16 protein-coding genes, 1 tRNA gene and 2 pseudogenes are annotated in these 21,619 nt (G+C 72.8%); 7 read left to right on the top strand and 12 right to left on the bottom strand.

What is annotated here, in order from left to right:
- Positions 1-15: 15 nt before the first annotated feature.
- Complete coding sequence (locus SGA01_RS32085) at positions 16-1,302, bottom strand: NsdA family TPR-like regulatory protein (RefSeq protein WP_141300946.1); 1,287 nt, start codon at positions 1,300-1,302, stop codon at positions 16-18.
- Between the two features lie 224 nt (positions 1,303-1,526).
- Between SGA01_RS32085 and SGA01_RS32080 the strand changes: the two genes are divergently transcribed.
- Both SGA01_RS32080 and SGA01_RS32075 read left to right on the top strand, forming a co-directional pair.
- Positions 1,527-1,970: a hypothetical protein gene (locus SGA01_RS32080; RefSeq protein ID WP_079037594.1), complete on the top strand. Its 444-nt coding sequence runs from the start codon at positions 1,527-1,529 to the stop codon at positions 1,968-1,970.
- A 34-nt stretch (positions 1,971-2,004) separates the two neighbouring features.
- A complete protein-coding gene (locus tag SGA01_RS32075; protein WP_141300944.1) occupies positions 2,005-2,871 on the top strand; it encodes a spermidine synthase in 867 nt (288 codons plus the stop codon).
- 6 nt (positions 2,872-2,877) lie between these two features.
- Here SGA01_RS32075 and SGA01_RS32070 read toward each other — a convergent pair whose 3' ends face one another.
- Complete coding sequence (locus tag SGA01_RS32070; protein ID WP_141300942.1) at positions 2,878-3,483, bottom strand: hypothetical protein; 606 nt, start codon at positions 3,481-3,483, stop codon at positions 2,878-2,880.
- Positions 3,484-3,570: 87 nt separating this feature from the next.
- On the opposite strand from SGA01_RS32070, the gene SGA01_RS32065 reads away from it, so the two are divergent.
- The 3 genes from SGA01_RS32065 to SGA01_RS32055 all read left to right on the top strand — a co-directional run bounded on the left by SGA01_RS32065 (position 3,571) and on the right by SGA01_RS32055 (position 7,379).
- The gene (locus SGA01_RS32065; protein WP_167534231.1) at positions 3,571-4,272 is read left to right on the top strand and encodes a response regulator transcription factor; all 702 of its coding nucleotides are present in this window, start codon (positions 3,571-3,573) and stop codon (positions 4,270-4,272) included.
- On the top strand, positions 4,269-5,678 hold the full coding sequence (locus SGA01_RS32060) for a HAMP domain-containing sensor histidine kinase (protein ID WP_141300940.1): 1,410 nt from the start codon (positions 4,269-4,271) through the stop codon (positions 5,676-5,678). The genes SGA01_RS32065 and SGA01_RS32060 overlap by 4 nt, the downstream gene beginning before the upstream one ends.
- Positions 5,679-5,840: 162 nt before the next feature.
- On the top strand, positions 5,841-7,379 hold the full coding sequence (locus SGA01_RS32055) for a glycoside hydrolase family 18 protein (protein WP_141300938.1): 1,539 nt from the start codon (positions 5,841-5,843) through the stop codon (positions 7,377-7,379).
- A gap of 73 nt (positions 7,380-7,452) precedes the next feature.
- Here SGA01_RS32055 and SGA01_RS32050 read toward each other — a convergent pair whose 3' ends face one another.
- From SGA01_RS32050 to SGA01_RS32025, 6 genes and pseudogenes are all read right to left on the bottom strand, one after another.
- Positions 7,453-7,857, bottom strand: coding sequence for a nuclear transport factor 2 family protein (locus tag SGA01_RS32050; protein ID WP_229917507.1), 405 nt, complete (start codon positions 7,855-7,857; stop codon positions 7,453-7,455).
- 189 nt (positions 7,858-8,046) lie between these two features.
- Positions 8,047-8,316: pseudogene (locus tag SGA01_RS42365) on the bottom strand (aspartate 4-decarboxylase); the annotation flags it as partial.
- Positions 8,313-9,104: pseudogene (locus SGA01_RS32040) on the bottom strand (aspartate-alanine antiporter-like transporter); the annotation flags it as partial. The pseudogenes SGA01_RS32040 and SGA01_RS42365, both read right to left, overlap by 4 nt.
- Before the next feature lie 140 nt (positions 9,105-9,244).
- Positions 9,245-10,069, bottom strand: coding sequence for a carbohydrate ABC transporter permease (locus SGA01_RS32035; RefSeq protein ID WP_141300934.1), 825 nt, complete (start codon positions 10,067-10,069; stop codon positions 9,245-9,247).
- A complete protein-coding gene (locus SGA01_RS32030; protein WP_141300932.1) occupies positions 10,066-11,172 on the bottom strand; it encodes a carbohydrate ABC transporter permease in 1,107 nt (368 codons plus the stop codon). Before SGA01_RS32030 ends, SGA01_RS32035 begins: the two co-directional genes overlap by 4 nt.
- Positions 11,173-11,179: 7 nt before the next feature.
- Positions 11,180-12,520 (bottom strand): ABC transporter substrate-binding protein, encoded by a 1,341-nt coding sequence (locus SGA01_RS32025; RefSeq protein WP_141300930.1) that lies wholly within the window; start codon positions 12,518-12,520, stop codon positions 11,180-11,182.
- Positions 12,521-12,722: 202 nt separating this feature from the next.
- Between SGA01_RS32025 and SGA01_RS32020 the strand changes: the two genes are divergently transcribed.
- Together SGA01_RS32020 and SGA01_RS32015 are read left to right on the top strand one after the other, a co-directional pair.
- Positions 12,723-15,374 (top strand): cellulose-binding domain-containing protein, encoded by a 2,652-nt coding sequence (locus SGA01_RS32020; protein ID WP_141300928.1) that lies wholly within the window; start codon positions 12,723-12,725, stop codon positions 15,372-15,374.
- On the top strand, positions 15,359-16,699 hold the full coding sequence (locus tag SGA01_RS32015; protein WP_141300926.1) for a glycoside hydrolase family 10 protein: 1,341 nt from the start codon (positions 15,359-15,361) through the stop codon (positions 16,697-16,699). Before SGA01_RS32020 ends, SGA01_RS32015 begins: the two co-directional genes overlap by 16 nt.
- Positions 16,700-16,775: 76 nt before the next feature.
- On the opposite strand, the gene SGA01_RS32010 is transcribed toward SGA01_RS32015, so the two are convergent.
- The 4 genes from SGA01_RS32010 to orn all read right to left on the bottom strand — a co-directional run bounded on the left by SGA01_RS32010 (position 16,776) and on the right by orn (position 21,336).
- Entirely contained in the window at positions 16,776-17,222 is a 447-nt protein-coding gene (locus SGA01_RS32010; protein ID WP_141300924.1) for a hypothetical protein, read from the bottom strand.
- Positions 17,219-20,320 carry a DNRLRE domain-containing protein gene (locus SGA01_RS32005; protein WP_141300922.1) on the bottom strand — a complete coding sequence of 1,034 codons (3,102 nt, stop codon included), beginning with the start codon at positions 20,318-20,320 and terminating at the stop codon, positions 17,219-17,221. Before SGA01_RS32005 ends, SGA01_RS32010 begins: the two co-directional genes overlap by 4 nt.
- Positions 20,321-20,547: 227 nt before the next feature.
- A tRNA-His gene (locus SGA01_RS32000) sits at positions 20,548-20,620 on the bottom strand.
- A 113-nt stretch (positions 20,621-20,733) separates the two neighbouring features.
- Complete coding sequence (gene orn, locus SGA01_RS31995) at positions 20,734-21,336, bottom strand: oligoribonuclease (RefSeq protein WP_141300920.1); 603 nt, start codon at positions 21,334-21,336, stop codon at positions 20,734-20,736.
- Between the last annotated feature and the right edge of the window lie 283 nt (positions 21,337-21,619).

The raw sequence follows: 21,619 nt of genomic DNA, 5'->3' as shown, positions 1-21,619 counted from the left end.
GACACCCCGACAGGGTCAGTACGCGGCGAGGACCCGGCCCGTCTCGGTGAGCATCCCGCGGATCCGGGCCGAGGCGATGCCGTCGAGGGATTCCATGACGCGCTTCGCCTCCGCCGCCGCCTCCTCCGGGCGCCCCGCGTGCGCCAGGTCCCTGGCCAGGTGGGCGCGGTAGAGCGCGAGGTTCCGGGCGAAGTACGGATTCTGCAGGACCGTGGCCCGGTGGGCGTGGCGGGCGGCGCGCCCCCAGTCGCCGAGGGCCGCCCAGCACTGGGCCTCCAGGGCCTCCCGCTCGGGCTCGCCGAAGAACGACATCCACTCGGGGTCGCCGTCGGACGGCCCCCGGTCGAAGTGCGTGTGGGCGCGGCCGAGGGCCTGGTCGCAGGCGGACCGGTCGCCGAGCCCCGCCCACGCGCCGGCCTCCCGCAGCGAGAGCAGCGAGAGCAGCCGGGCCGAGTCGAGGGGCTGCGCGGCCCGCAGCCCCGCCTGCGCCGCCCGGACCGCCTCGCGGTACCGGCCGGTGTCCCGGGCCAGGAACGACGTGTTGCAGAAGGCGTGCGCCTCCAGGGCCGCGTTCCCCGAGACCCGCGCGGTGGCGAGGGCCTCGGCGTAGTGCGAGCGCGCGTCCTCGTGGCGGCCCGAGTCGTGGGCGAGCCAGCCGACGGAGAGGGACAGCTCGCCGGCGCCCGCGTGCAGCCGGTCCTCGGTGGAGCGGCGGGTCATGCTGCCCGTGTCGAGCAGCGCGTACGCGGTGCGGAGCGGCTGCGCGGCCACCTTGTAGAGCCCGTCGGCGCCGTGCCGGTCGTCGAGCAGACGGATCTGCCGTACGGCCTCCTCGACGGCCCTGACCTCGGCCTCGCCGATCCTGTGGGTGCCGCGGGGGGCCGGGATCGCGACGGCGGGGCCGCCGAGTCCCAGCGAGGCGGCCGCCAGGGTGGCGGAGCCGCTCGTCATGAATGCGCGACGCAGCACGTCGCTCTCCTCATCGTTCCGGGTCGGGATCGCGGCGGGAGGCGAGCCCCCGGCCGGGGCGCCCTGCCGCCGGCCGCGCACCGTCTCCCGCGCGGAGAAGCCCAGGTCGGAGAGGCCGAGTCCGGGGAACATGTGCAGGAAGACCCGCTCGTACGCGTAGTTGGGGCAGCGGATCTCGCCCGCTTCCACGCGCCCGATGTAGCGGGCGTCGCACGCGACCTGTTCGCCGATCTCCCGCGCCGCCCGGCGGACAGCCGCGGCGAACTCCGCCGGCGAGTGCTGTCCGCGGAGCCGGCGGAAGGCGAGATTGGGAACTGCCCGTGACATCGCCATGGCCGAGCCCTCTCCTGGTGCTGCCGGGTGGTCCGGCGGCAAGAACGTACCTGCTGTGACTGGATGCCTACGCTGAGTTTGGCTACAAATCGGATATCTCGCCTGTGATCTGCCATGAACTGCCATCCTTTGCAGCGGCATGCCGCCGTAGCCGTTGACGCGCACGGGCGTTGAACCGTAAGGGAGAGACGGAACGTGTCTCCTCAGGAGCGAGGAGGGGTCCCATGTCGGAGATCGGTTCGCAGTCGGCCACGTGGCACGCGCCCGCCCCGGACGGCGGCGCCCCCCAGCCCCCCGCCGAGCCCTGGGACCTGGTGACCGTGCCGGTCCGGCAGGGCCTGGAGGCCGTCGACATCCTGCGCCGCGGCAGCACCCCCGCGGTCGGCCCCGTGGTGCACGACGGGGCCTGCGACACCCTCGGCTTCCTGGTCCCGCCGGGCACGGCCGCGGCCTGGGACATGCCGGGCAGCGCGTGTACGCGCACCTCGGGCCGCGGGCTGCGCCTCCCCGAGCTGCCCGAACTCCCCGAGCCGACCGGCGACACCCCCCGCCCGGCCGGCTGGCTGCTGCCGCCGGGGGACACCGACCCCGTCACCGACCCGGCGGTGCTGCGCGAGGCGCTCGGCGAGGCGGCCCGGCTCATCGAGGCGGCCGACGGCTGCCACTGAGCCCCCCACCGGGCAGGCCCGGGATAATGGGGCCGTGGCCAGGAACAGACAGCGCGACCGGGCGGCTACCGCCGCCGCCGTCGTCGAGACCGTCGACGGCGGGCTCGCCGAACTCGTACCCGACCGGGAGCGCCCGCGCGCCTGGACGCTGCTCATCGACGGCGCCCCGCAGTCGCACGTCGACCTGGACGACCCCGCCCACCTCTCCTTCGAGTACCAGCGGCGCCTCGGCCACATCGCCGACCTCGCCGCCCCGCCGAACCGGCCGCTCCAGGTCGTGCACCTCGGCGGCGGCGCCTTCACCCTCGCCCGGTACGTCGCCGCGACCCGGCCCCGCTCCACCCAGCAGGTCGTCGAGCTCGACGGCCCGCTGGTCCAGTTCGTCCGCCGCGAGCTGCCGCTCGACCCCGGGGCCCGTATCCGCGTCCGCTCCACCGACGCCCGGGCCGGGCTCGCCAAGGTGCAGGACGGCTGGGCGGACCTCGTCATCGCCGACGTGTTCAGCGGGGCCCGTACCCCGGCCCATCTGACCAGCACCGAGTTCCTCGGCGAGGTGCGGCGGGTCCTGCGGCCCGGCGGCCTCTACGCGGCCAACCTGGCCGACGGCCCGCCCCTGACCCATCTGCGCGGCCAGATAGCCACGGCCGCCGCCGTCTTCCCCGAACTGGCCCTGACCGCCGACCCCACGGTGCTGCGCGGCCGCCGCTTCGGCAACGCGGTGCTGCTCGCCTCCGACCGGGAGCTGCCGGTGGCCGAGCTGACCCGCCGGGTCGCGACCGATCCGCACCCGGGCCGGGTGGAGCACGGCCGGGAGCTCGCCGACTTCGCCGGCGGCGCGGCCCCCGTCACCGACGCGAGCGCCAAGCCCTCGCCCGCACCGCCCGCTTCCGTCTTCCGCTGAGCGACCTCAGGTCGCGCGGTCCTCGATCTCCACGCGGGGTGCGGTGTCGTGCCACAGGCAGAAGACCGACAGCTCGCGGCCGTCCTTGGTGAAGGTGACCCGGATCCAGGTCGGCTGCTTCCACACCTGCATCTGCCAGCCGGACGCGGGGATCGCCGAGACCAGCTCGGCCGACGTCTCGCCGAGGTCGAAGGTGACCCGGCCGCCGTCGACCGTGTAGCTCTTCACGGAGGACGCCGGGGTGGACGCGGGAGTCGTGGCGGGCGGGGCCGTGGTGGTGGCGGGCGCCGTCGTCGTGGACTCCGGCCGGTCGGCGGGGGTCGTGACGGGAGGCGAGGACGGGGTGGGGGAGGCGGTGCGCCCCTCGCCCGGCGTGGACGTCCGGGACGGCGGCGGGGTCCCGGGAGTCTCGGGCCGACGCGTCGAGGAGGTCAGCGGATCGCCGCCCGCGGCGACCGGCGCGTCCTCGGTGGTGCCGGCCGGGAGGGGCACCGCGAGCGGCGGGTCGTAGACCGTGCCGGACAGCACCGTGTGCACTCCCCACCAGGACAGGGTGACCGCCGCGCCGGTGGCGAGCGACCAGGCCAGGGCGTGAACGAGTCCTCTTCGCACGGGGCCATAGTGCACCACCCGTCAGGGAGCCCTGCGGGAGGGTGCAGATTGCTCATCCGTTCCCCCGAATGGCGTACGGTGCCGCCCATGGCAAGTGTGCTCGTGGTCGAGGACGACCAGTTCGTGCGCTCCGCCCTCATCCGCCAGCTCTCCGAGGCCTCCCACACGGTACGGAGCGTCGGGACGGCTCTGGAGGCGTTGCGCGAGGTCGCCCATTTCCGTTTCGACGTGGTCATCCTGGACCTCGGACTGCCCGACCTGGACGGGTCCGAGGCGCTCAAGATGCTGCGCGGAATCACCGACGTACCGGTGATCATCGCGACCGCCCGGGACGACGAGGCCGAGATCGTGCGGCTCCTCCACGCCGGCGCGGACGACTACCTCGTGAAGCCCTTCTCGGTGGACCACCTCTCGGCCCGCATGGCGGCCGTCCTGCGCCGGGCGCGGTCCGCCGCGGGCGAGGCGCCGCCGCCCCGCGTCATCCGGGTCGGCGGCCTCACCGTCGATCCGCTGCGCCGTCAGGCGGAGCTGGACGGGGCGCCGTTGGACCTCACTCGGCGCGAGTTCGACCTGCTCGCCTTCCTCGCCGGGCGGCCCGGTGTGGTCGTCCCGCGCAAGGAGCTGCTCGCCGAGGTGTGGCAGCAGTCCTACGGGGACGACCAGACCATCGACGTACATTTGTCATGGCTGCGGCGGAAGTTGGGTGAAACGGCCGCCAGGCCCCGCTATCTGCACACCCTGCGCGGGGTGGGCGTGAAGCTGGAGCCGCCCCGGGAGTCGCAGCCGTGAGGTGGGCGCTCGTCAAGGTGTCCCTGGCCGTCACCGTGATGGTCGTCGTCGCCTTCGCCGTGCCCCTCGGGCTCGTCGTCAAGGAGATGGCCCGCGACCGGGCCTTCTCCAACGCCGAGCGGCGGGCCTCCGGGCTCGCCCCCGTCCTCGCGATCACCACCGACCGCCAGGAGCTGGACAAGGCCGTCGCCACCACCGAGGACGGGGCCGCCGGACGGCTCGCCGTGCACGTGCCCGCCGGCGAGCCGGACGGCACCGCCCTGGAGATCGGCACCCGCAGGGCCGACGCCGAGGAGCTCGCGGCCACCCGCAGGCTCGGCCGGGCCTCCATCGCCGAGGTGCCCGGCGGCTTCGCGCTGCTCCAGCCCACCGCGCTCAGCAGCGGTCAGGTCGCCGTCGTCGAACTCTTCGTCCCCGAGGGCGAGGTCAGCAACGGTGTCGCCACCGCCTGGCTGGTCCTGGCCGGTGTCGGCATCGCCCTGATCGTCGGCTCCGTCGCCGTCGCCGACCGGCTCGGCGTCCGCATGGTTCGGCCCGCCCAGCGGCTCGCGGGCGCCGCCCACGACCTCGGCGAGGGCCGGCTCGGCGCGCGGGTGCCCGAGGAGGGCCCGCCGGAGCTCAAGTCGGCGGCCGTCGCCTTCAACTCGATGGCCGACCAGGTCGTCCAGCTCCTCGCCAACGAGCGCGAGCTCGCCGCCGACCTCTCCCACCGGCTCCGCACCCCGCTGACGGTGCTGCGGCTCAACGCGGCCTCGCTCGGCTCCGGCCCCGCCGCCGAGCAGACCCGGGCCGCGGTCGAACAGCTGGAGCGCGAGGTCGACATCATCATCCGCACCGCCCGGGAGGCGAAGCCGCAGACCCAGGCGACCGGGCCCGGCGCGGGCTGCGACGCCGCCGAAGTGGTCCGCGCGCGGATGGACTTCTGGTCGGCGCTCGCCGAGGACGAGGGCCGGCGGGTGCGGGTCGCGGGCGTCGAGCGTCCCGTACGCATCCCGGTGGCCCGACCCGAACTCGTCGCCGCCCTCGACGCCCTGCTCGGCAACGTCTTCCGGCACACCCCCGAGGGCACCGCCTTCTCCATCGACCTCCACAACGGCGACGACGCCGTCATCGTCCTGGTCTCCGACGCGGGCGCCGGCATCGCCGACCCCGCCGCCGCCCTGGCCCGCGGCAACAGCGGCGGCAGGCCCGGCTCCACGGGCCTCGGCCTGGACATCGTGCGGCGGATGGCGGAGGCCACCGGGGGAGACGTCGCCATCGGGCACTCCGTCCTCGGCGGCACCGAGGTCCGCGTCTGGATCGGGCTCGACGAGCGCCGCACGGGCGCCACGGCGGGCCGCCGCGGCCGCCGCCCGGCCCGCCGCCGCCGCGGCGGCACGGGCACCCGGCGCGCCGCCGACGCCTGAGCCGTGGCCGAGCGGGCCGAACCTTTCGTGGTTCCGATGCCTTCCTTAAGCGGAGCCTAAGAATCCCAACCCCGGTCCGCTCATGGCCTTTTGTCCGTTTCCCAGTCGCTAGCGTGCTGCCGCACCACACCCCCACACCCGGCACACAGAGGCAGGCACGCGATGGGCACCAGTTCGCACCGGCGCAGGGCGAGCACCAGGACCAAGGCCGTCGGAGCCGTCGTCGCGGCCGCGATCGTCGGAGGCGTCGCCTTCGCGCTCGGCGGGACCGCGCAGGCCGCCGCCGTCGGCGCCGCGTACACCCGGACCAGCGCCTGGACCGGCGGCTACACCGGCCAGTACGTCGTCACCAACGAGACAACGGCCGCCCAGTCCGACTGGACCCTGGAGTTCGACCTCCCGGCCGGGACGACCATCGGCTCCCTCTGGAACGGCGAGCACACCGTCTCCGGCGGCCACGTCACCGTGAAGCCCGCGAGCTGGAACAGGCAGCTCGGCCCCGGCCAGTCCGTCACCGTCGGCTTCGTGACCTCCGCCGCGGGCACGGCGGGCGACCCGACCGGCTGCCTCATCAACAAGGCCGCCTGCTCCGCCGGAGGCCCCGCCCCCACCCCCAGCGGGCGCCCCACCGAGCAGCCGACCGCGACCGCCTCCCCCTCGGCGACGGCCACCGCGAAGCCCACCCCGACCGCCACCGCCTCGGCGACCGCGACCGCCACGGTGAAGCCGACCCCGACGGCCACCGCCACCACCACCACGGCGCCGCCCACCCCGACCCCCACCGCGACGGCCACCGGCAGCCCCGTCGGCGCCGCCAAGTACGCCCCGTACGTCGACACCTCGCTCTACCCGGCGTACGACCTGCTCGCGACCGCCGACGCCACCGGAGTGAAGGAGTTCAACCTCGCCTTCATCACCTCCGGCGGCGCCTGCGCCCCGCTCTGGGGCGGGGTCACCGACCTCGCGAACGACAGGGTCGCGGCCCAGATCGGCGCCCTGCGCGCCAAGGGCGGTGACGTCCGCGTCTCCTTCGGCGGCGCCGCCGGCCACGAGCTGGCCCTGAACTGCTCGTCCTCCTCGGCGCTCGCCGCCGCGTACGGCAAGGTCATCGACCAGTACAAGCTGACCAAGGTCGACTTCGACGTCGAGGGCGCCGCCCTGCCGGACACGGCCGCCAACACCCGCCGCTCCCAGGCGATCGCCCAGCTCCAGAAGACCCACCCGGGCCTGAACGTCTCCTTCACCCTGCCCGTCATGCCCGAGGGTCTGACACAGCCGGGCGTGGCCCTGCTCGCCGACGCGAAGAAGAACGGGGTCCGCGTCGACGCCGTCAACATCATGGCGATGGACTACGGCCCGGCGTACAGCGCGGACATGGGCACGTACGCGATCCAGGCCGCGACCGCGACCCAGGCCCAGGTCAAGGGAGTCCTCGGGCTCTCCGACGCGGCCGCCTGGAAGGCCGTCGCCGTCACCCCGATGATCGGCGTCAACGACGTCACGACCGAGATCTTCAAGGTCGACGACGCCACGCAGCTCGTCGACTTCGCGAGGTCGAAGGGGATCGGCTGGCTCTCGATGTGGTCCTCGACCCGTGACAAGCAGTGCGCGGGCGGCGCCGTGAACCACGCCGACGCCACCTGCTCGTCGATCCTCCAGGCACCCCTGGCCTTCACGAAGGCCTTCGCCGCCTACAAGTAGGCAGGCCCCGCAGGCCCCCCACACCGCGCGCCCCGGCCGGAGCCACCCCACCCCCAGGCCGGGGCGCGCACCCCTACCCGGCCGTCGGCCGTACGGCGCAGGCGTCGGCGATCGCCGCGGTGTCCCAGTAGAAGGGGCGGACCTCGGCGATCCGGCCGTCCCGCACGGTGATCGTCTGCAGGATCGGGAAGGTCAGCTCGCGGCCGGTGGCGCGGGCGCGGGCCCGTACGCGCGTGAGGACCACGGCGGTCGCGCCCGTGGCGAGGAACTCCTGCTCCGTCATGTCGAAGGACTCCCACACCCGGCTCATCGCGAGGAAGAAGCGCTCCAGGCCCGCGTGCCCGCGCCAGGTCCCGCCGTACGGCAGGGCGGCGGCCTGGTGGAGGACGACGTCGGGCGCGAAGTAGGGAGCGAGCGGGGCGAAGGAGGCCTGGCCGGGGCCTCCGGCCGCAAGATAGGCGGCCTCCGCCGCGTACATACCGGTCAGGACGGCCGCCGAGTCCGCTGCGGTGCCAGTAGTGCCAGTTTTGCCAGCGGTGCCAGTAGTGCCAGTAGTGCCAGTAGTGCCAGTGGTGTCGGTGGTGGAGGTAGTCGTCATGCCGCCAGCGTGATCGCCGGGGGCGGAGCACGCTGGCGGCTGTCGGACGTCGACCTCGCGAGGGGCGCCCTACGCCCGCGCGGCCTTCCACTCGTCGGCGTAGTCGTCGAAGATCGCCCGCAGGTGGTGGCCGATCTTCAGGTAGTCCAGGTCGTCGAGGTTGGCCAGGGAGACGCGGACGGACCACTCGGGGCCGTCGAAGCCGCCGCCGTTGAGGAGGACGACGCTGGTCTGCTCGGCCAGCCGGAACAGCGGGTCGACCGGCTCGTAGTTCTTGTCCAGGAAGTCCGCGAAGTCCTTGCCGTGGACCCGCTCGGCCTCCGCGAGCAGGTCGAGCGCGCCTTCGGCGCCTTCCCGCCGCGGGTGTCCAGGGACTTGCCGACGGCGCCCTTGTCGGTCAGCGAGACCTCGGTGGTGGCGAGCGGGGTGTCGAGACCGGGGACGGCCGCGGTCTCGGGCCCGATGATCCGGCCCGCCTCGATGATGTTCGCCCGGCGGCCGACCGTCAGCACCAGGTCGGAGAGGGTCAGTTCGAAGTCGGGCGGGGGAGGGGTGAGGACCTTGCTGCCCCGCTTCACCGCCTCGAAGGTGACCCGGCCGCCAAGCCGCCGCTCCAGCTCGCCGACCCTGGCGCCGTCCGCGAGCGTGACCAGGAACGTCCGGCCGACCATGCCCGGGAGCGCCTCGCGCTCGTCGGACTCCAGGCCGCCGCCGGAGCCGCGCATCCTCTCCCACAGGGCGCGCGAGGCGTCGCGGAGGTTGATCCGCATCATCATCGGCATGATCTGGCTGGTGTAGATGACGATGGTGACGAGGCCGAAGAGGTAGCAGACCGTGTACGCGGTGGCCACGTGGCCCTGGTACCGGGTGATCTGCGCCTGCGTCAGGTTGGAGAAGAACTGCGGTCCCGCCATGTAGCCGAGGGAGAAGATGAAGAGCGCGAAGAAGATCGTCTTCACGTCGTCGGAGACGGTGACCTTCGCCCAGGCGCCGAGCAGGAGCGAGACGATCAGGGTGCCGCAGATACCGCCGAGCGTGATGGGGCCGACGCGGAGTTTGCCGACGAGATAGCCGGCCGAGAGGCAGAGGAAGAGGGCGAGTTCGGGATTGTCACGCAGGGCTCCCATCCGCCGTCACCTCACCCAAGCGGAAGAAAAATGTGAAAATCTCGGACATAAGCGGAAGTTAACAACGTTCGGGATGAAATGGATCAACGCCTCGCCCGTCTGGGTGATCTTGTGCGCTGATCCGATCTTGCCGGGCGGGTCTAACCCTTCACCGCGCCCCGCATCACACCGCCCACGATGTGCCGGCCGAAGAGCGCGAGCACGACGAGCAGCGGCAGCGTCCCGAGCAACGCGCCCGCCATGACCACCGACTGGTCGGGCACCGTTCCCCGCCCCAGGCCCGTCAGCGCCACCTGCACCGTCGGGTCCCCGGTCTGCGTCAGGACGAGGACCGGCCAGAAGAAGTCGTTCCAGGCCGCCACGAACGACAGCATGCCGAGCACCGCCATCGCCGGACGCGCCGCCGGCAGCACCACGTGCCACACCGTCCGCAGGGTCCCCGCCCCGTCCATCCGGGCGGCCTCAAGCGCCTCGGACGGCAGGGCCCGCCGCAGGTGCTGGAGCATGAAGAACACCCCGAAGGCGGAGACGAGCGAGGGCAGGACCACCGCCTGGAGCTCGTCCGTCCAGCGCAGCCGCGCGATCAGCAGATAGAGCGGGACGACACCGAGCTGGGGCGGGATCAGCATCGTCCCGGCCACGAGCAGGAGCAGGGTGCCCCGGAAGCGGAACCGCAGCTTGGCGAAGGCGAAGCCGGCGAGGGTCGAGAAGAGGACCGTTCCCGCCGCGACCGCCCCGGCGACCAGCGCGGTGTTCGCCAGGGCCTCGCCAAGACGGGCGTCCGTCCAGGCGAGTTCCAGGTTCCGGGGCAGGTTCCGCCCGAACCGGAAGGGCGGCGGGGTGGCGGCCAGCCGCGTACTGGTCCGCGAGGCGGCGACCGCCGTCCACAGCAGGGGGAAGAGGGAGACGGCCGTGAAGAGCGCGAGCAGTGCGTACGTGCCCCAGCCGGCCCGCTCCGTCCTCATGAGGCCCGCTTCCCGCGCGCGAAGGCCCTGCGCGTGAAGGCCCCGCGTGCGAGGAGCCCGCGCGCGTGGACCCCGCGCAGGAGCCGTGCCGCCCCGAACAGCACCACCAGGATGACGAGCATCGCCCAGGCGATGGCCGCGGCCCGCCCCAGATGGAGGTTCACCCAGCCCTGCTCGTACAGATAGAGCCCCAGCGTCTGGAACTGGTGGTCAGCCCCGCCGGAGGCCCCCGCGCCGCTGCCGAACAGCAGCGGCTCGCCGAAGAGCTGGGTCGCACCGATCGTCGAGACCAGCACCGTGAAGAGGATCGCGGGCCGCAGCCCCGGCAGCGTCACGTGCAGGAACTGACGCCACCGAGACGCCCCGTCGAGCGCCGCGGCCTCGTACAGCTCGCGCGGGACCGTCTGCATCGCCGCCAGGTAGATCAGCGCGTTGTAGCCGGTCCAGCGCCAGACGACGATCGACGACACCGCGAGCTTCGACGCCCACGGGCCGTTCTGCCAGTCCACCGGGGCGAGACCGGCCACCCCCAGGGCCCAGTTCGCCATGCCGTTGTCCCGTCCGTAGAACAGCGCGAAGACCAGGGTCGCGGCGGCGACCGAGGTGGCGTACGGGGCGAGCGCCACGACCCGGAAGAGGCCCCGGCCCCGCAGCCGCACGTCGAGCAGATGCGCCACGCCGAGCGCGAGCAGCAGCTGTGGGACGGTGGAGAGGACCCCGATGACGGCGGTGTTCACCAGGGCGTTCCAGAAGAACGCGTCGTCGAGCAGCCGCGCGTAGTTGTGCAGCCCCACCCACTCCGCCTCGGCGGGCGCGGTCAGTTCGACCCGGTGCAGCGAGGTCCAGGCGGTGGCGGCCAGCGGGAACACCCCGAAGGCACCGAAGAAGAGGAAGAAGGGCGCGACGAGCGCGTAGGGGGCCCAGCGGGACCCGACGGGGGTGCGGCGGGGCGCGCCGGGGGTGCGGCGGGCCGACCGCGCGCCCCGCGCCCCGCGGTCCGCACGACGGCCGGTGCCGACCCGGGCGCCACGAGCACGGGAACCGGCTCCGGGCCCGGGGGCAGGCGGATCCGCCGGCCCCGTCGGCGTGTGTGTCTCCGTCACCCCGCCCTCACCGGTCCAGCGCGTTGTCGATCGCCTTCATCGCGGCCTTCCAGGCCGACTCCGGCGAGCGGCCCGTCTGGTCGACCTGGAGCATGCCGACGTCGGCCAGGGTCTGGGCGACCAGGGCGTCCTTCGGGCCGACGGGGGCCCGGGGGACGCCCCGGGCCGCCGCGGCGAAGATCTCGCCGACCGGGGCGTCGCCGAAGTACGGGTGCCGGGCGTCCGCGACCGACGGGAGCGCGTACGCGGCCGAGGCGCTCGGGAAGCTGCCGCGCCGCTCGAAGAGCACCGCCTGCTGGGCGGGCGCCGTCAGCCAGGCCGCGAGCCGGGCCGCCTCCGCGCGGTGCCGTCCGGCGGAGGGCACGACGAGGAACGAGCCGCCCCAGTTGCCGGGACGGGGCGCCGCGGCCACGTCCCAGCGGCCGCGCCCGGCGGGGCCCGCCTTGTCCTGGATGTAGCCGAGCATCCAGGCGGGGCAGGCGACCGTGGCGAACACGCCGTTGGCGAAGGCCTGGTCCCAGCCGGGCGTGAACTGCTGGAGCCGGGCCGTGAGCCCCTGCCGGGCGAACGCCGCCGCGAGGTTCCAGGCCTCCCGTACGGCCGGATTGACCGCCACGATCAGCTCGCCCCGCTCGTCGTAGTAGCGGAGCGCCGCGCTGCCCGTGACCGCCGCCATCACCCCGGACGCGGAGTCGGTGAAGGCCGTGCCTTTCGGGGCCCGCTCGCGGTAACGGACCCCGGCCGCCAGGTACTTGCGCCAGTCCCCGGCCCACAGCCGACCGACCGCGCCCCGCTCGGTGGGCAGTCCGGCCCGGGCGAAGAGGTCCTTGCGGTAGCAGACGGCCTGCGGCCCGATGTCGGTGCCGAGCGCGAGCGTGCGCCCGTCGGGAGCGGTGCCCTGCGCCCACTTCCACGGCAGGAAGGCGCTCGGGTCGACCCCCGGTGCCGAGCCGAGCGCGTCGAGCCGGCCCGTCTGCGTGGCGAGGACCTCGGCGATGTTGCCGACCTCGACGGCCTGGACGTCGGCGAGGCCGGAGCCGGCGGTGAGGTGGGTGAGCAGCTGCGGGTAGTAGACGTCGTTGCGGGTGAGGGAGGTCTGCCGGACCGCGATGTCCGGGTGGAGCCGCATGTACGTGTCGTAGAGCCCGGCCTCCTGGAGGCCGAACGTGCCGAACACCCCGACGGTGAGCGTGATCCGCCGCCCGCTCCCGTCCACCGGCTCCCGCGCCGGGACGCCCGCCCCGGGCGGCGGTGCGGGGTCGGTCGCGCAGCCGCCGGAGAGTGTCGCGCCCAGGAGGAGGGCGAGGGCGAGTACGACGACGGGCCCGTTCCTCCTCCTGCTCCCCATGCGCCCCGACCGTAGTGCGGCTCCGTCCGGGCGGCGGGGGCAGCTCGCCGGGCCGCGCGGAAGTCACCCGCACGCACCACACCCGCACCCCCACCTCCACGCCTGCGTCGTCGAACGTCTTCGACGACTCCCGGACCTTGACCGTGTTCTGACCCCGACTCAATAGTGGGAGCGCTCCCATTCAATCTTCGACGGGATACCCATGCGCAGAACACGCCACCTCCTCGCGGGGCTCGCCCTGACCGCGGGCCTCCTCGCGGGAGCGGTCCCCGCGACCGCGGCCTCGGAGACGCCCGTACCCGCGGCAGCGGCAGCACCTTCGTACACCTGGAAGAACGTCCGCATCGACGGCGGCGGCTTCGTCCCCGGCATCGTCTTCAACCGGGCCGAGAAGGACCTCGTCTACGCCCGCACCGACATCGGCGGCGTCTACCGCTGGAACCAGGCCACCACCTCCTGGACCCCGCTCCTCGACTCCGTCGACTGGGACCACTGGGGCCACACCGGAGTCGTCGGCCTCGCCTCCGACACCGTCGACCCGAACCGGGTGTACGCGGCGGTCGGCACGTACACGAACGACTGGGACCCCGGGAACGGCGCCGTCCTCCGTTCCGCCGACCGGGGCGCCACCTGGCAGCGCGCCGACCTCCCCTTCAAGCTCGGCGGCAACATGCCCGGCCGCGGCATGGGCGAACGCCTCGCCGTCGACCCGCACAAGAACAGCGTCCTCTACCTCGGCGCCCCCAGCGGCAACGGCCTGTGGCGCTCCACCGACTCCGGCGCCACCTGGGCAAAGGTCACCTCCTTCACCAACCCCGGAAACTTCCAGCAGGACCCCACTGACACCAGCGGCTACAACTCCGACGAACAGGGCATCGTCTGGGTCACCTTCGACGAGTCCACCGGCACCGCCGGCTCCGCGACCCGCACGATCTACGTCGGCGTCGGCGACAAGGACAACGCCGTCTACCGCTCCACCGACGCCGGCGCCACCTGGACCCGCCTCGCCGGCCAGCCCACCGGTCACCTCGCCCACAAGGGCGTCCTCGACGCCGCGAACGGCCACCTCTACCTCGCCTACAGCGACCGCGCCGGCCCGTACGACGGCGGCAAGGGCCAGGTCTGGCGGTACGCCACCGCCACCGGCGAGTGGAAGGACATCAGCCCCGTCGCCGAGGCCGACACCTTCCACGGCTTCAGCGGCCTCACCGTCGACCGGCAGAAGCCTGGCACGGTCATGGTCTCCGCCTACAGCGCCTGGTGGCCGGACACCCAGATCTTCCGCTCCACCGACTCCGGCGCCACCTGGACCAAGGCCTGGGACTACACCTCGTACCCCACCCGCGCCAACCGCTACACGATGGACGTCTCCTCCGCCCCCTGGCTCACCTGGGGCGGCACGCCCACCGCGCCCGAACAGACCCCGAAGCTCGGCTGGATGACCGAGGCACTGGAGATCGACCCCTTCGACTCGAACCGCATGATGTACGGCACCGGGGCCACGATCTACGGCACCACCGAACTCGCCAAGTGGGACACGGGCACGAACTTCACCATCCGGCCCATGGTGAAGGGACTGGAGGAGACCGCCGTCCTCGACCTCGCCTCGCCGCCCTCCGGGGCCCCGCTGATCAGCGCCCTCGGCGACATCGGCGGCTTCCGGCACACGGACCTCACCAAGGTCCCGTCGATGATGTTCACCGGCCCCAACTTCACCTCCACCACCAGCGTCGACTTCGCGGAGACCAAGCCGGGCACCGTCGTACGGGCCGGCCACCTCGACGGCGGGCCCCGCGTCGCCTTCTCCACCGACAACGGCGCCAACTGGTCCCCGGGACAGGAGCCCTCGGGCGTCACCGGAGGCGGCACCGTCGCCGCCTCCGCCGACGGCACCCGGTTCGTCTGGAGCCCGGACGGCACCGGCGTCCACACCGGCACCGGAGGCGCCTGGACCGCCTCCACCGGCATCCCCGCCGGCGCGACCGTCGAGTCCGACCGCGTCGACCCGAAGACCTTCTACGGCTTCAAGGACGGCACCTTCTACGCCAGTACGGACGGCGGCGCGAACTTCACCGCCCGCGCCGGCGGCCTCCCCGCCAAGGGCAACGCCCGCTTCAAGGCCGTCCCCGGCAGGAAGGGCGACCTCTGGTTCGCCGGCGGCGCCACCGACTCCACCTACGGCCTCTGGCACTCCACCGACGGCGGCGCCACCTTCACCCGCGTCTCCGGCGTCGAGCAGGCCGACACCATCGGCTTCGGCAAGGCCGCCCCGGGAGCCTCGTACCCCGCGCTCTACACCAGCGCGAAGATCGGCGGCATCCGCGGCGTCTTCCGCTCCACCGACGCGGGCGCGAGCTGGGTCCGGATCAACGACGACGCCCACCAGTGGGGCTGGACCGGCGGCGCGATCACCGGCGACCCCCGGGTCTACGGCCGCGTGTACGTCTCCACCAACGGCCGCGGCATCATCTACGGCGACACCGCCGAAACGGGTGGCGGCGACGGCGGCGGCACCGACCCGGGAACCCCCACCGGCGCCTGCAAGGTCGCCTACAAGGTCACCAACCAGTGGCAGGGCGGCTTCCAGGCCGACGTCACCCTGACCAACACCTCCACCACCGCCTGGACCGGCTGGGCCCTCGGCTGGGAGTACCCCGCCGGACAGCGGATCGGCCAGATGTGGAACGCCGCCCCGACCCAGTCCGGCACCGCGGTCACCGCACGGAACGCCGGCTGGAACGGCGCCGTCGCGGCCGGAGCCTCCGCCTCCTTCGGCTTCACCGGCACCTGGACCGGCAGCAACCCCGTACCCGCCGCCTTCACCCTCGGAGGTGCGACGTGCTCCGTCGCCTGATCGCCGCGGGCGCGGTCCTCGCCGCCGCCCTGACCGCGCTCGCCACCGCACCCGCGACCGCCGCCGACACCCCGCTCCGGGACCTCGCCGAGGCCCGCGGCCGCTACCTCGGCACCGCCGTCACCGCCGGCCGGCTCACCGGCGGATACGCGGACGTCGCCGCCGCCCAGTTCGACTCGGTCACCCCCGGCAACGAGATGAAGTGGGGCTCCGTCGAACGCACCCGGGGCACCTACGACTGGACCGGCGCCGACAAGGTCGTCGCCTTCGCCGAGGCCCACGGCCAGCGCGTCCGCGGCCACACCCTCGTCTGGCACAGCCAGCTGCCCTCCTGGGTCACCGGCGGCACCTGGACCGCCGATCAGCTGCGCACCCTGATGACCGACCACATCGCCGCCGAGGCCGGCCGCTACCGGGGCAGGATCGACCACTGGGACGTCGTCAACGAGCCCCTGAACGAGGACGGCACCCTCCGGCAGTCCGTCTTCGGCGCGACCCTCGGCGAGTCGTACATCGCCGACGCCTTCCGCGCCGCCCGGGCCGCCGACCCGGCCGCGAAGCTCTACCTCAACGACTACTCGACCGACGCGGTCGGCGCGAAGAGCGACGGCATGTACGCCCTCGTGAAGCGGCTCCTCGCGCAGGGCGTCCCGGTCGACGGCGTCGGCTTCCAGGCCCATCTGGTCCTCGGCCAGGTCCCCGCCTCCCTGGAGGCCAACCTGCGCCGCTTCGCCGACCTCGGCGTGGACGTGGCGATCACCGAGCTCGACATCCGGATGACCCTCCCCGCGACCGAGGCGAAGCTCGCGCAGCAGAAGGCCGACTACGCCTCCGTCCTGCGCGCCTGCCTGGCCGTCACCCGCTGCGCGGGCGTCACGGTCTGGGGCTTCACCGACTCCGACTCCTGGATCCCGGACTTCTTCCCGGGCCAGGGCGCGGCGACCCCGTACGACGAAGGGCTCGCCGCGAAGCCCGCCCGCGCCGGGATCGCCGAGGCGCTCGCCCCGGTCACCCCGCCCGCCCCGGGCGGGTGCTCCGCCACGTACGCGGTCACGAGCCAGTGGACGGGCGGCTTCACGGCGCAGGTCACCGTCCGCAACACGGGTACGGCCCCGCTGACCGGCTGGACCGTCCGCTGGACCCAGCCCGCCGGGCAGCGGGTCACCCAGGCCTGGAACGCCACGGTGACCCAGACCGGCGCGGAGGCGACGGCGACCCACCTCTCCTACAACGCGACGATCGCTCCGGGCGGCTCGACCGCTTTCGGCTTCAACGGCACCTGGTCGGCCACCAACCCGCCCCCGGCGTCCCTCACCTGCTCCTGAGGGCGTACGGGAACGACGGAGGCCCCGGTTCGGGAGAACCGGGGCCTCGGTCGTGCTGTCAGGCAAGGAGTACGGGTCAGGCCGTGGCCGTGAGCTCCGTCCTCCGGAACTCGCCGCGGAGGCCCAGGAGGCACGCGGCGGAGGCGATCACGGCGAACAGGACCATCACGCCGTTGATCACGACGTCAGGTCCGGCGTCCTGGGCCAGGGCGTTGGCCGTCGCCGACCAGGCGCCGAGCACCTGGACGGCCGTCGCCAGGCCGAGTCCCGCGACACGGGCCCACGTGGGTCCCTTGTCCGCGAAGGACGGCAGCGCGAGCAGAGCCGCGGCCCAGAGCAGGACCAGTACCGCCGCCGCTTCGGCGCCGAGGAAGAGCAGGGCGCCGGAGCCTGCCGACTCCGTGTGGTCGATCTCCGAGGTGTCCACCATGAAGACGGCCATGGACAGCTGCATGAGCAGCAGGTAGGCGACCTCGAGGCCGAGGATCGCCGCACCCGCCCGCCGCAGGAAGAGGGGCGTCACTGGTTGCTCCTCACAAGCTTGCCGCTCTTGATGATCCACAGCTTGCCGTTCCGCTGTGCGCTGCGGCAATCATCCCGCGCCCTGGTCCCGGCGCTGGTCTGACCGGTGCGCTTCCGGCCGATCTCCCGGCCGATCGCGTTGTTCTTCAGGTCCATCTGCTTGTCGACGCCCGAGGACGTCGACTCGTGCCGGGTGGCGAACTCGTAGGCGTCCGTGGTGGACAGCCGGATCTCCATCCGCGCGTTCCAGTAGCAGTGGCGGAAGGAGTCACCCGTCCCCTGGAAGAGGGTGCTGTCCGGGTACCAGTCCTGCGCCTGCTTGAACGCCTTGTTCGCGGCGTCGTACGCGGCGGTGCAGTCGATCGGGTTCCAGAAGCAGTAGGACCGCTCGGAGGAAGTGGCGCTGCCGTAGCCGAAGCCGGGGTCCATCAGGACCGGGAAGGCGAACTGCTGACCGGCGGCCGGGTCCAGCGAGGCGGTGACGACGCTCCCGGCGAGCGTGAGCTTCACCGGGATCTCCACACCCTTGGCGTCCCTGGCGAGAGGCGCGGTGATGAAGGTCAGGTTGCCCAGCTCGTCCGCGACGATGATGACGTTCCCCGCGGCCTGCGTCGCCGTCTGACCGGGAAGCAGCTGCAGCGTGTACGAGTAGCTCTGCGCCGCGGCGGCGCTCCTGAGAAGGTGGAACGTCTCGACGGCGTTCTGCCCCGTCCGGATGGCGAGGGTGTCCGCGTCCGTCTGCGTGTTGGGGTAGACGATGACGCCGGTCTCGCTGAGGCCGGCGCTCGCGGCGGCGCCCTCCGGCATGGTCACCGAGGTCTGGGTGGCACCGTCGGCGCTCGTGCCGACGATCTCCTGGCCCGCGGTGCCCGGGAGTTCCACGACTCCGGAGGCCAGGACGGACTCCTCGGTCTCGATGACCTCCGGGTCGATCTGCTCCTGGTAGCCCACGGGAGTGTCGTCGACCTCGGGGTACTCGGTGTCGACGGGCCGGTCCTCGGCCTCCGCGGGCGCCTCCTCGGGGTGCAGCAGGTCGGCGAAGTGCGTCTCGGCGAGCTCGTTGATGAAGCCGGAGGTGAGGCTTCCGGTGATGCGGCCGGCGCGGAACGTGTACTCCGCGAGCTCCGACCACGTTCCGGCGGCGTTCTTGACCCGGGCGGTGAGGACGTGTGTGCCGTCCGTCGCGGGGGTCAGGTTCACCGTCGCCTTGCCGGCCGTGAGCGCGACGGTGCTCGGCGCCCCGCCGTCCAGGGCGTACTCGGCCGTGACGGCCTGTCCCTTGGTGTCGGCGATCGTGAACGATCCCGGCGTCCCCGCGCCACCGTGCCACAGACCGTCGGCGGGGTAGGTGGTGGAGGTGACGGAGGGAGCGACCGGCACGGAGGTGTCGACGGTCAGGGTGCGCCAGGCGGACCAACCGCCGTTCCAGAGCTTGCCGTCGTACACCGCGATGCGCCACTTGTACGCGCCCGGCGCGAGAGCGGGGGAGGTCCAGGCGGCGGGCTTGGCGGAGGGCACGAAGGCGGAGGTGCCGGTGGTCACCTTGGTGGTGCCGGCGCTGTTCCACACCTCGAAGGTGAGGCGTACGGAGTCACCGTCGGGGTCCGTCGCGTAACCGGTGAGGGTCGGGGTCGTGTCCGAGGTGACCGTCGCGTTGAGGGGGCTCAGGGGGGAGGCCAGGTTCGGCTTGGTGTTGTACGTGACGACGAGCGTCGGCTCGGTGGGGCCCTGCGAGCCGTCCACGTAGTTCGCCGAGCGGAAACGGCGCCAGCTCAGCGAGTCGGCCTCGTCCACGGCGCGCACCTGGAGGCCGTGGTTCGGCTGGCCGTCGGCCCAGGCCTGGACGATGCCGTCCACGTCCCAGCGCATGAAGTTCGCCGGGCAGGCCGAGCTGAAGCCGTAGGCGGCCTTGGAGACGACGGAACCGTCCGTGGTCGTCGCGGGCTGCGCTCCCCAGGTCACCGCGCTGGGGTCCCAGTTGGCGGTGATGCGCTTGACCGCGACACCCGAACCGGTCGCGGAGCAGCTGGAGGACCAGTAGGAGTGCAGCCGGAACTCGGTGTCCAGGATCTGCGTGCCGGCGTACTTCGCGACGTCGAACTTCACGTACGAACGGGCCTTCGTGCTGCCGCTGTCGTAGGTGCCCGCCTTCAGCTCGGTCGAACCGCGCTGGGAGTCGGGGTAGTTGGTGGCGACCCAGGTGTCCGTGGACGCGGCCAGGGTCGTCGTGGGGTCGATGTTCACCGGGTAGGTGACATCGGGGTCGGTGAGGAAGTCCATGCTGGGCTTGAGGACCAGGACGGCCTTGCCCGCGGCCCGCTCGATACGGGTCTCGATCTCCATGGAGTGCGTGGGGTCACCCGACTTCGGGTTCGTCCCCATGCCCCACATCCGGGGCGCCGGGGCGCTGGCGACCAACGTCCCCTTGGAGTCCTCGAGTCGGAGGTGCCCCGACTTCTCCTTCTCCAGGCTCAGCCCGTCGAGCGTGACGGGCAGCCGCAGCTCCACCGGCTCGGTGGGGCGCTCGTGCAGGATGAGCGACTCGGTGAAGCCCTGGGGGAGCGCGGTGACGTGCAGGTCGCCCCCGGGGACGACGTCCTCGTAGACCGCGGTGTCGCCGTCGAGCTGAGGGGTCGGCAGGGACTTCGAGGCGGACCAGTCGAGACCGAAGGTCCGGCCCGAGCGGGTCACGGCGGCGAAGTCCTCCGCGCCGCCGTCGGACAGCTCCACGTCGGCGACGGCGACTTCGGGCTCCAGCCGCGCCCCGGTGTCGACGAGGGTCGTGTCGAGCGGCTTCCACTCGCCGCCCTCCTTGACGCGGACGGGCCCGGAGGCCGTCTCCGTGGTGAGCGTCCCGTTCGGGTTGGCCCAGGTGCTGGAGGTCGCCGTCCGCTCGGACAGGGCCTCCACCCTCTTGCCGCCGAGTGCGGCGGCCAGGCGCGCCGAGGCGAGGTCAGGAGCCTCGGTCGCACGGACGGAGGTGGTGCCGAATTCCCCGGCTGGTGCTGCTGTTTCCTCCACCGCGAGCGCCGGCAGCTGTATGGACAGCGTCAGCGCCACGGCGGCAGAGACGGAAGCGGTACGTACGCCTCTTCGCATCTCTCCCCCTTAGCTTGTTCGTTCGATGTGGTTCACCCGTAGGGACAGGTGGCCCGTGAGCTTTGCATGAGAACGAGGTAAAGAGAGTGCCAAGGGCATATGCAATCGATCACACTGCGTTGCAGCCGTTTGCAATCTGTAACTGCGAGTGATCAAGGAAAGAGGGCGGGCACATGAGAAAGGCCCCGACTCGCGTCTCCGCGAATCGGGGCCTTTTTCCTACTAAGGGTGAGTAACGGGACTCGAACCCGCGACATCCTGGACCACAACCAGGTGCTCTACCATCTGAGCTATACCCACCATGACCGGCGTTTTTCGGGTTTCCCCGACCGGCCGAGAAGAAGTCTACAGGGTTCTGAGGGGTGCTCGCGCCCACGTTTCCCGGAGGGGGTTCCGCGGGCGCGAGCGGGCGGTCATTCGGCCGGTACGACGTGCTTGGCGGCGATCCGCTTGGCGGTCTCCGAGTCGGGGCCGGGCTGCGGGACGAAGACGGCCTCGCGGTAGTAGCGCAGTTCCGCGATGGAATCGCGGATGTCGGCGAGCGCCCGGTGGTTGCCGTTCTTCTCCGGACTGTTGAAGTACGCCCTCGGGTACCAGCGGCGAGCCAGCTCCTTGACCGAGGAGACATCGACGATCCGGTAGTGCAGGTGGCTCTCCAGGGCAGGCATGTCCCGGGCGAGGAAGCCGCGGTCCGTGGAGACCGAGTTCCCGCACAGCGGCGCCTTGCCGGCTTCCTTGACGTGCTCGCGGATGTACGCGAGGACCTGGGCCTCCGCGTCGGCGAGCGTCGTGCCGCCGGCGAGCGCGTCGAGGAGCCCCGAGGACGTGTGCATCCGGCGCACGATCTCGGGCATGGTCTCCAGCGCCGCGTCCGGCGGGCGGATCACGATGTCCACCCCGTCGCCGAGCACGTTCAGTTCCGAGTCGGTGACCAGTGCGGCCACCTCGATGAGTGCGTCGTCCGTCAGCGAGAGCCCGGTCATCTCGCAGTCGATCCACACCATGCGATCGTTCATGCGTCCACCTTAGGGGGTCTCTTGCCGATCACGCCGGGCTCGCGGGGTCCTGCACCGCGCCTCGCCGCGTTGTCGTCACTCGCCATGGCTCCGCCATGACTCCCTCCTCCGCCTTGCGATCCACGGCACCAGACCCCGCTCCCTGATCCGGCCTGACCGACAAGACACCCCCAGGGAGTCTCTTGCCGATCACGCCGGGCTCGCGGGGTCCGGCTCGCAGGGGTCCGGTCCCCGGGATACGCCCGACGGGCGCCCGGGGGAGGTGTCCCCGGACGCCCGTCGT

The organism is Streptomyces gardneri (assembly GCF_006539185.1).
Classification (GTDB): Bacteria; Actinomycetota; Actinomycetes; order Streptomycetales; family Streptomycetaceae; genus Streptomyces; species Streptomyces gardneri.
This window is presented reverse-complemented; position numbering and strand designations above follow the sequence as displayed.

What these genes read in the sequence shown, in the direction of transcription:
- orn (WP_141300920.1), bottom strand. Translation starts at nt 21,336, where the DNA reads ATGAACGATCGCATGGTGTGGATCGACTGCGAGATGACCGGGCTCTCG.
- SGA01_RS32085 (WP_141300946.1), bottom strand. Translation starts at nt 1,302, where the DNA reads ATGGCGATGTCACGGGCAGTTCCCAATCTCGCCTTCCGCCGGCTCCGC.
- SGA01_RS32020 (WP_141300928.1), top strand. Translation starts at nt 12,723, where the DNA reads ATGCGCAGAACACGCCACCTCCTCGCGGGGCTCGCCCTGACCGCGGGC.
- SGA01_RS32035 (WP_141300934.1), bottom strand. Translation starts at nt 10,069, where the DNA reads ATGAGGACGGAGCGGGCCGGCTGGGGCACGTACGCACTGCTCGCGCTC.
- SGA01_RS32005 (WP_141300922.1), bottom strand. Translation starts at nt 20,320, where the DNA reads ATGCGAAGAGGCGTACGTACCGCTTCCGTCTCTGCCGCCGTGGCGCTG.
- SGA01_RS32080 (WP_079037594.1), top strand. Translation starts at nt 1,527, where the DNA reads ATGTCGGAGATCGGTTCGCAGTCGGCCACGTGGCACGCGCCCGCCCCG.
- SGA01_RS32050 (WP_229917507.1), bottom strand. Translation starts at nt 7,857, where the DNA reads ATGTACGCGGCGGAGGCCGCCTATCTTGCGGCCGGAGGCCCCGGCCAG.
- SGA01_RS32025 (WP_141300930.1), bottom strand. Translation starts at nt 12,520, where the DNA reads ATGGGGAGCAGGAGGAGGAACGGGCCCGTCGTCGTACTCGCCCTCGCC.
- SGA01_RS32065 (WP_167534231.1), top strand. Translation starts at nt 3,571, where the DNA reads ATGGCAAGTGTGCTCGTGGTCGAGGACGACCAGTTCGTGCGCTCCGCC.
- SGA01_RS32055 (WP_141300938.1), top strand. Translation starts at nt 5,841, where the DNA reads ATGGGCACCAGTTCGCACCGGCGCAGGGCGAGCACCAGGACCAAGGCC.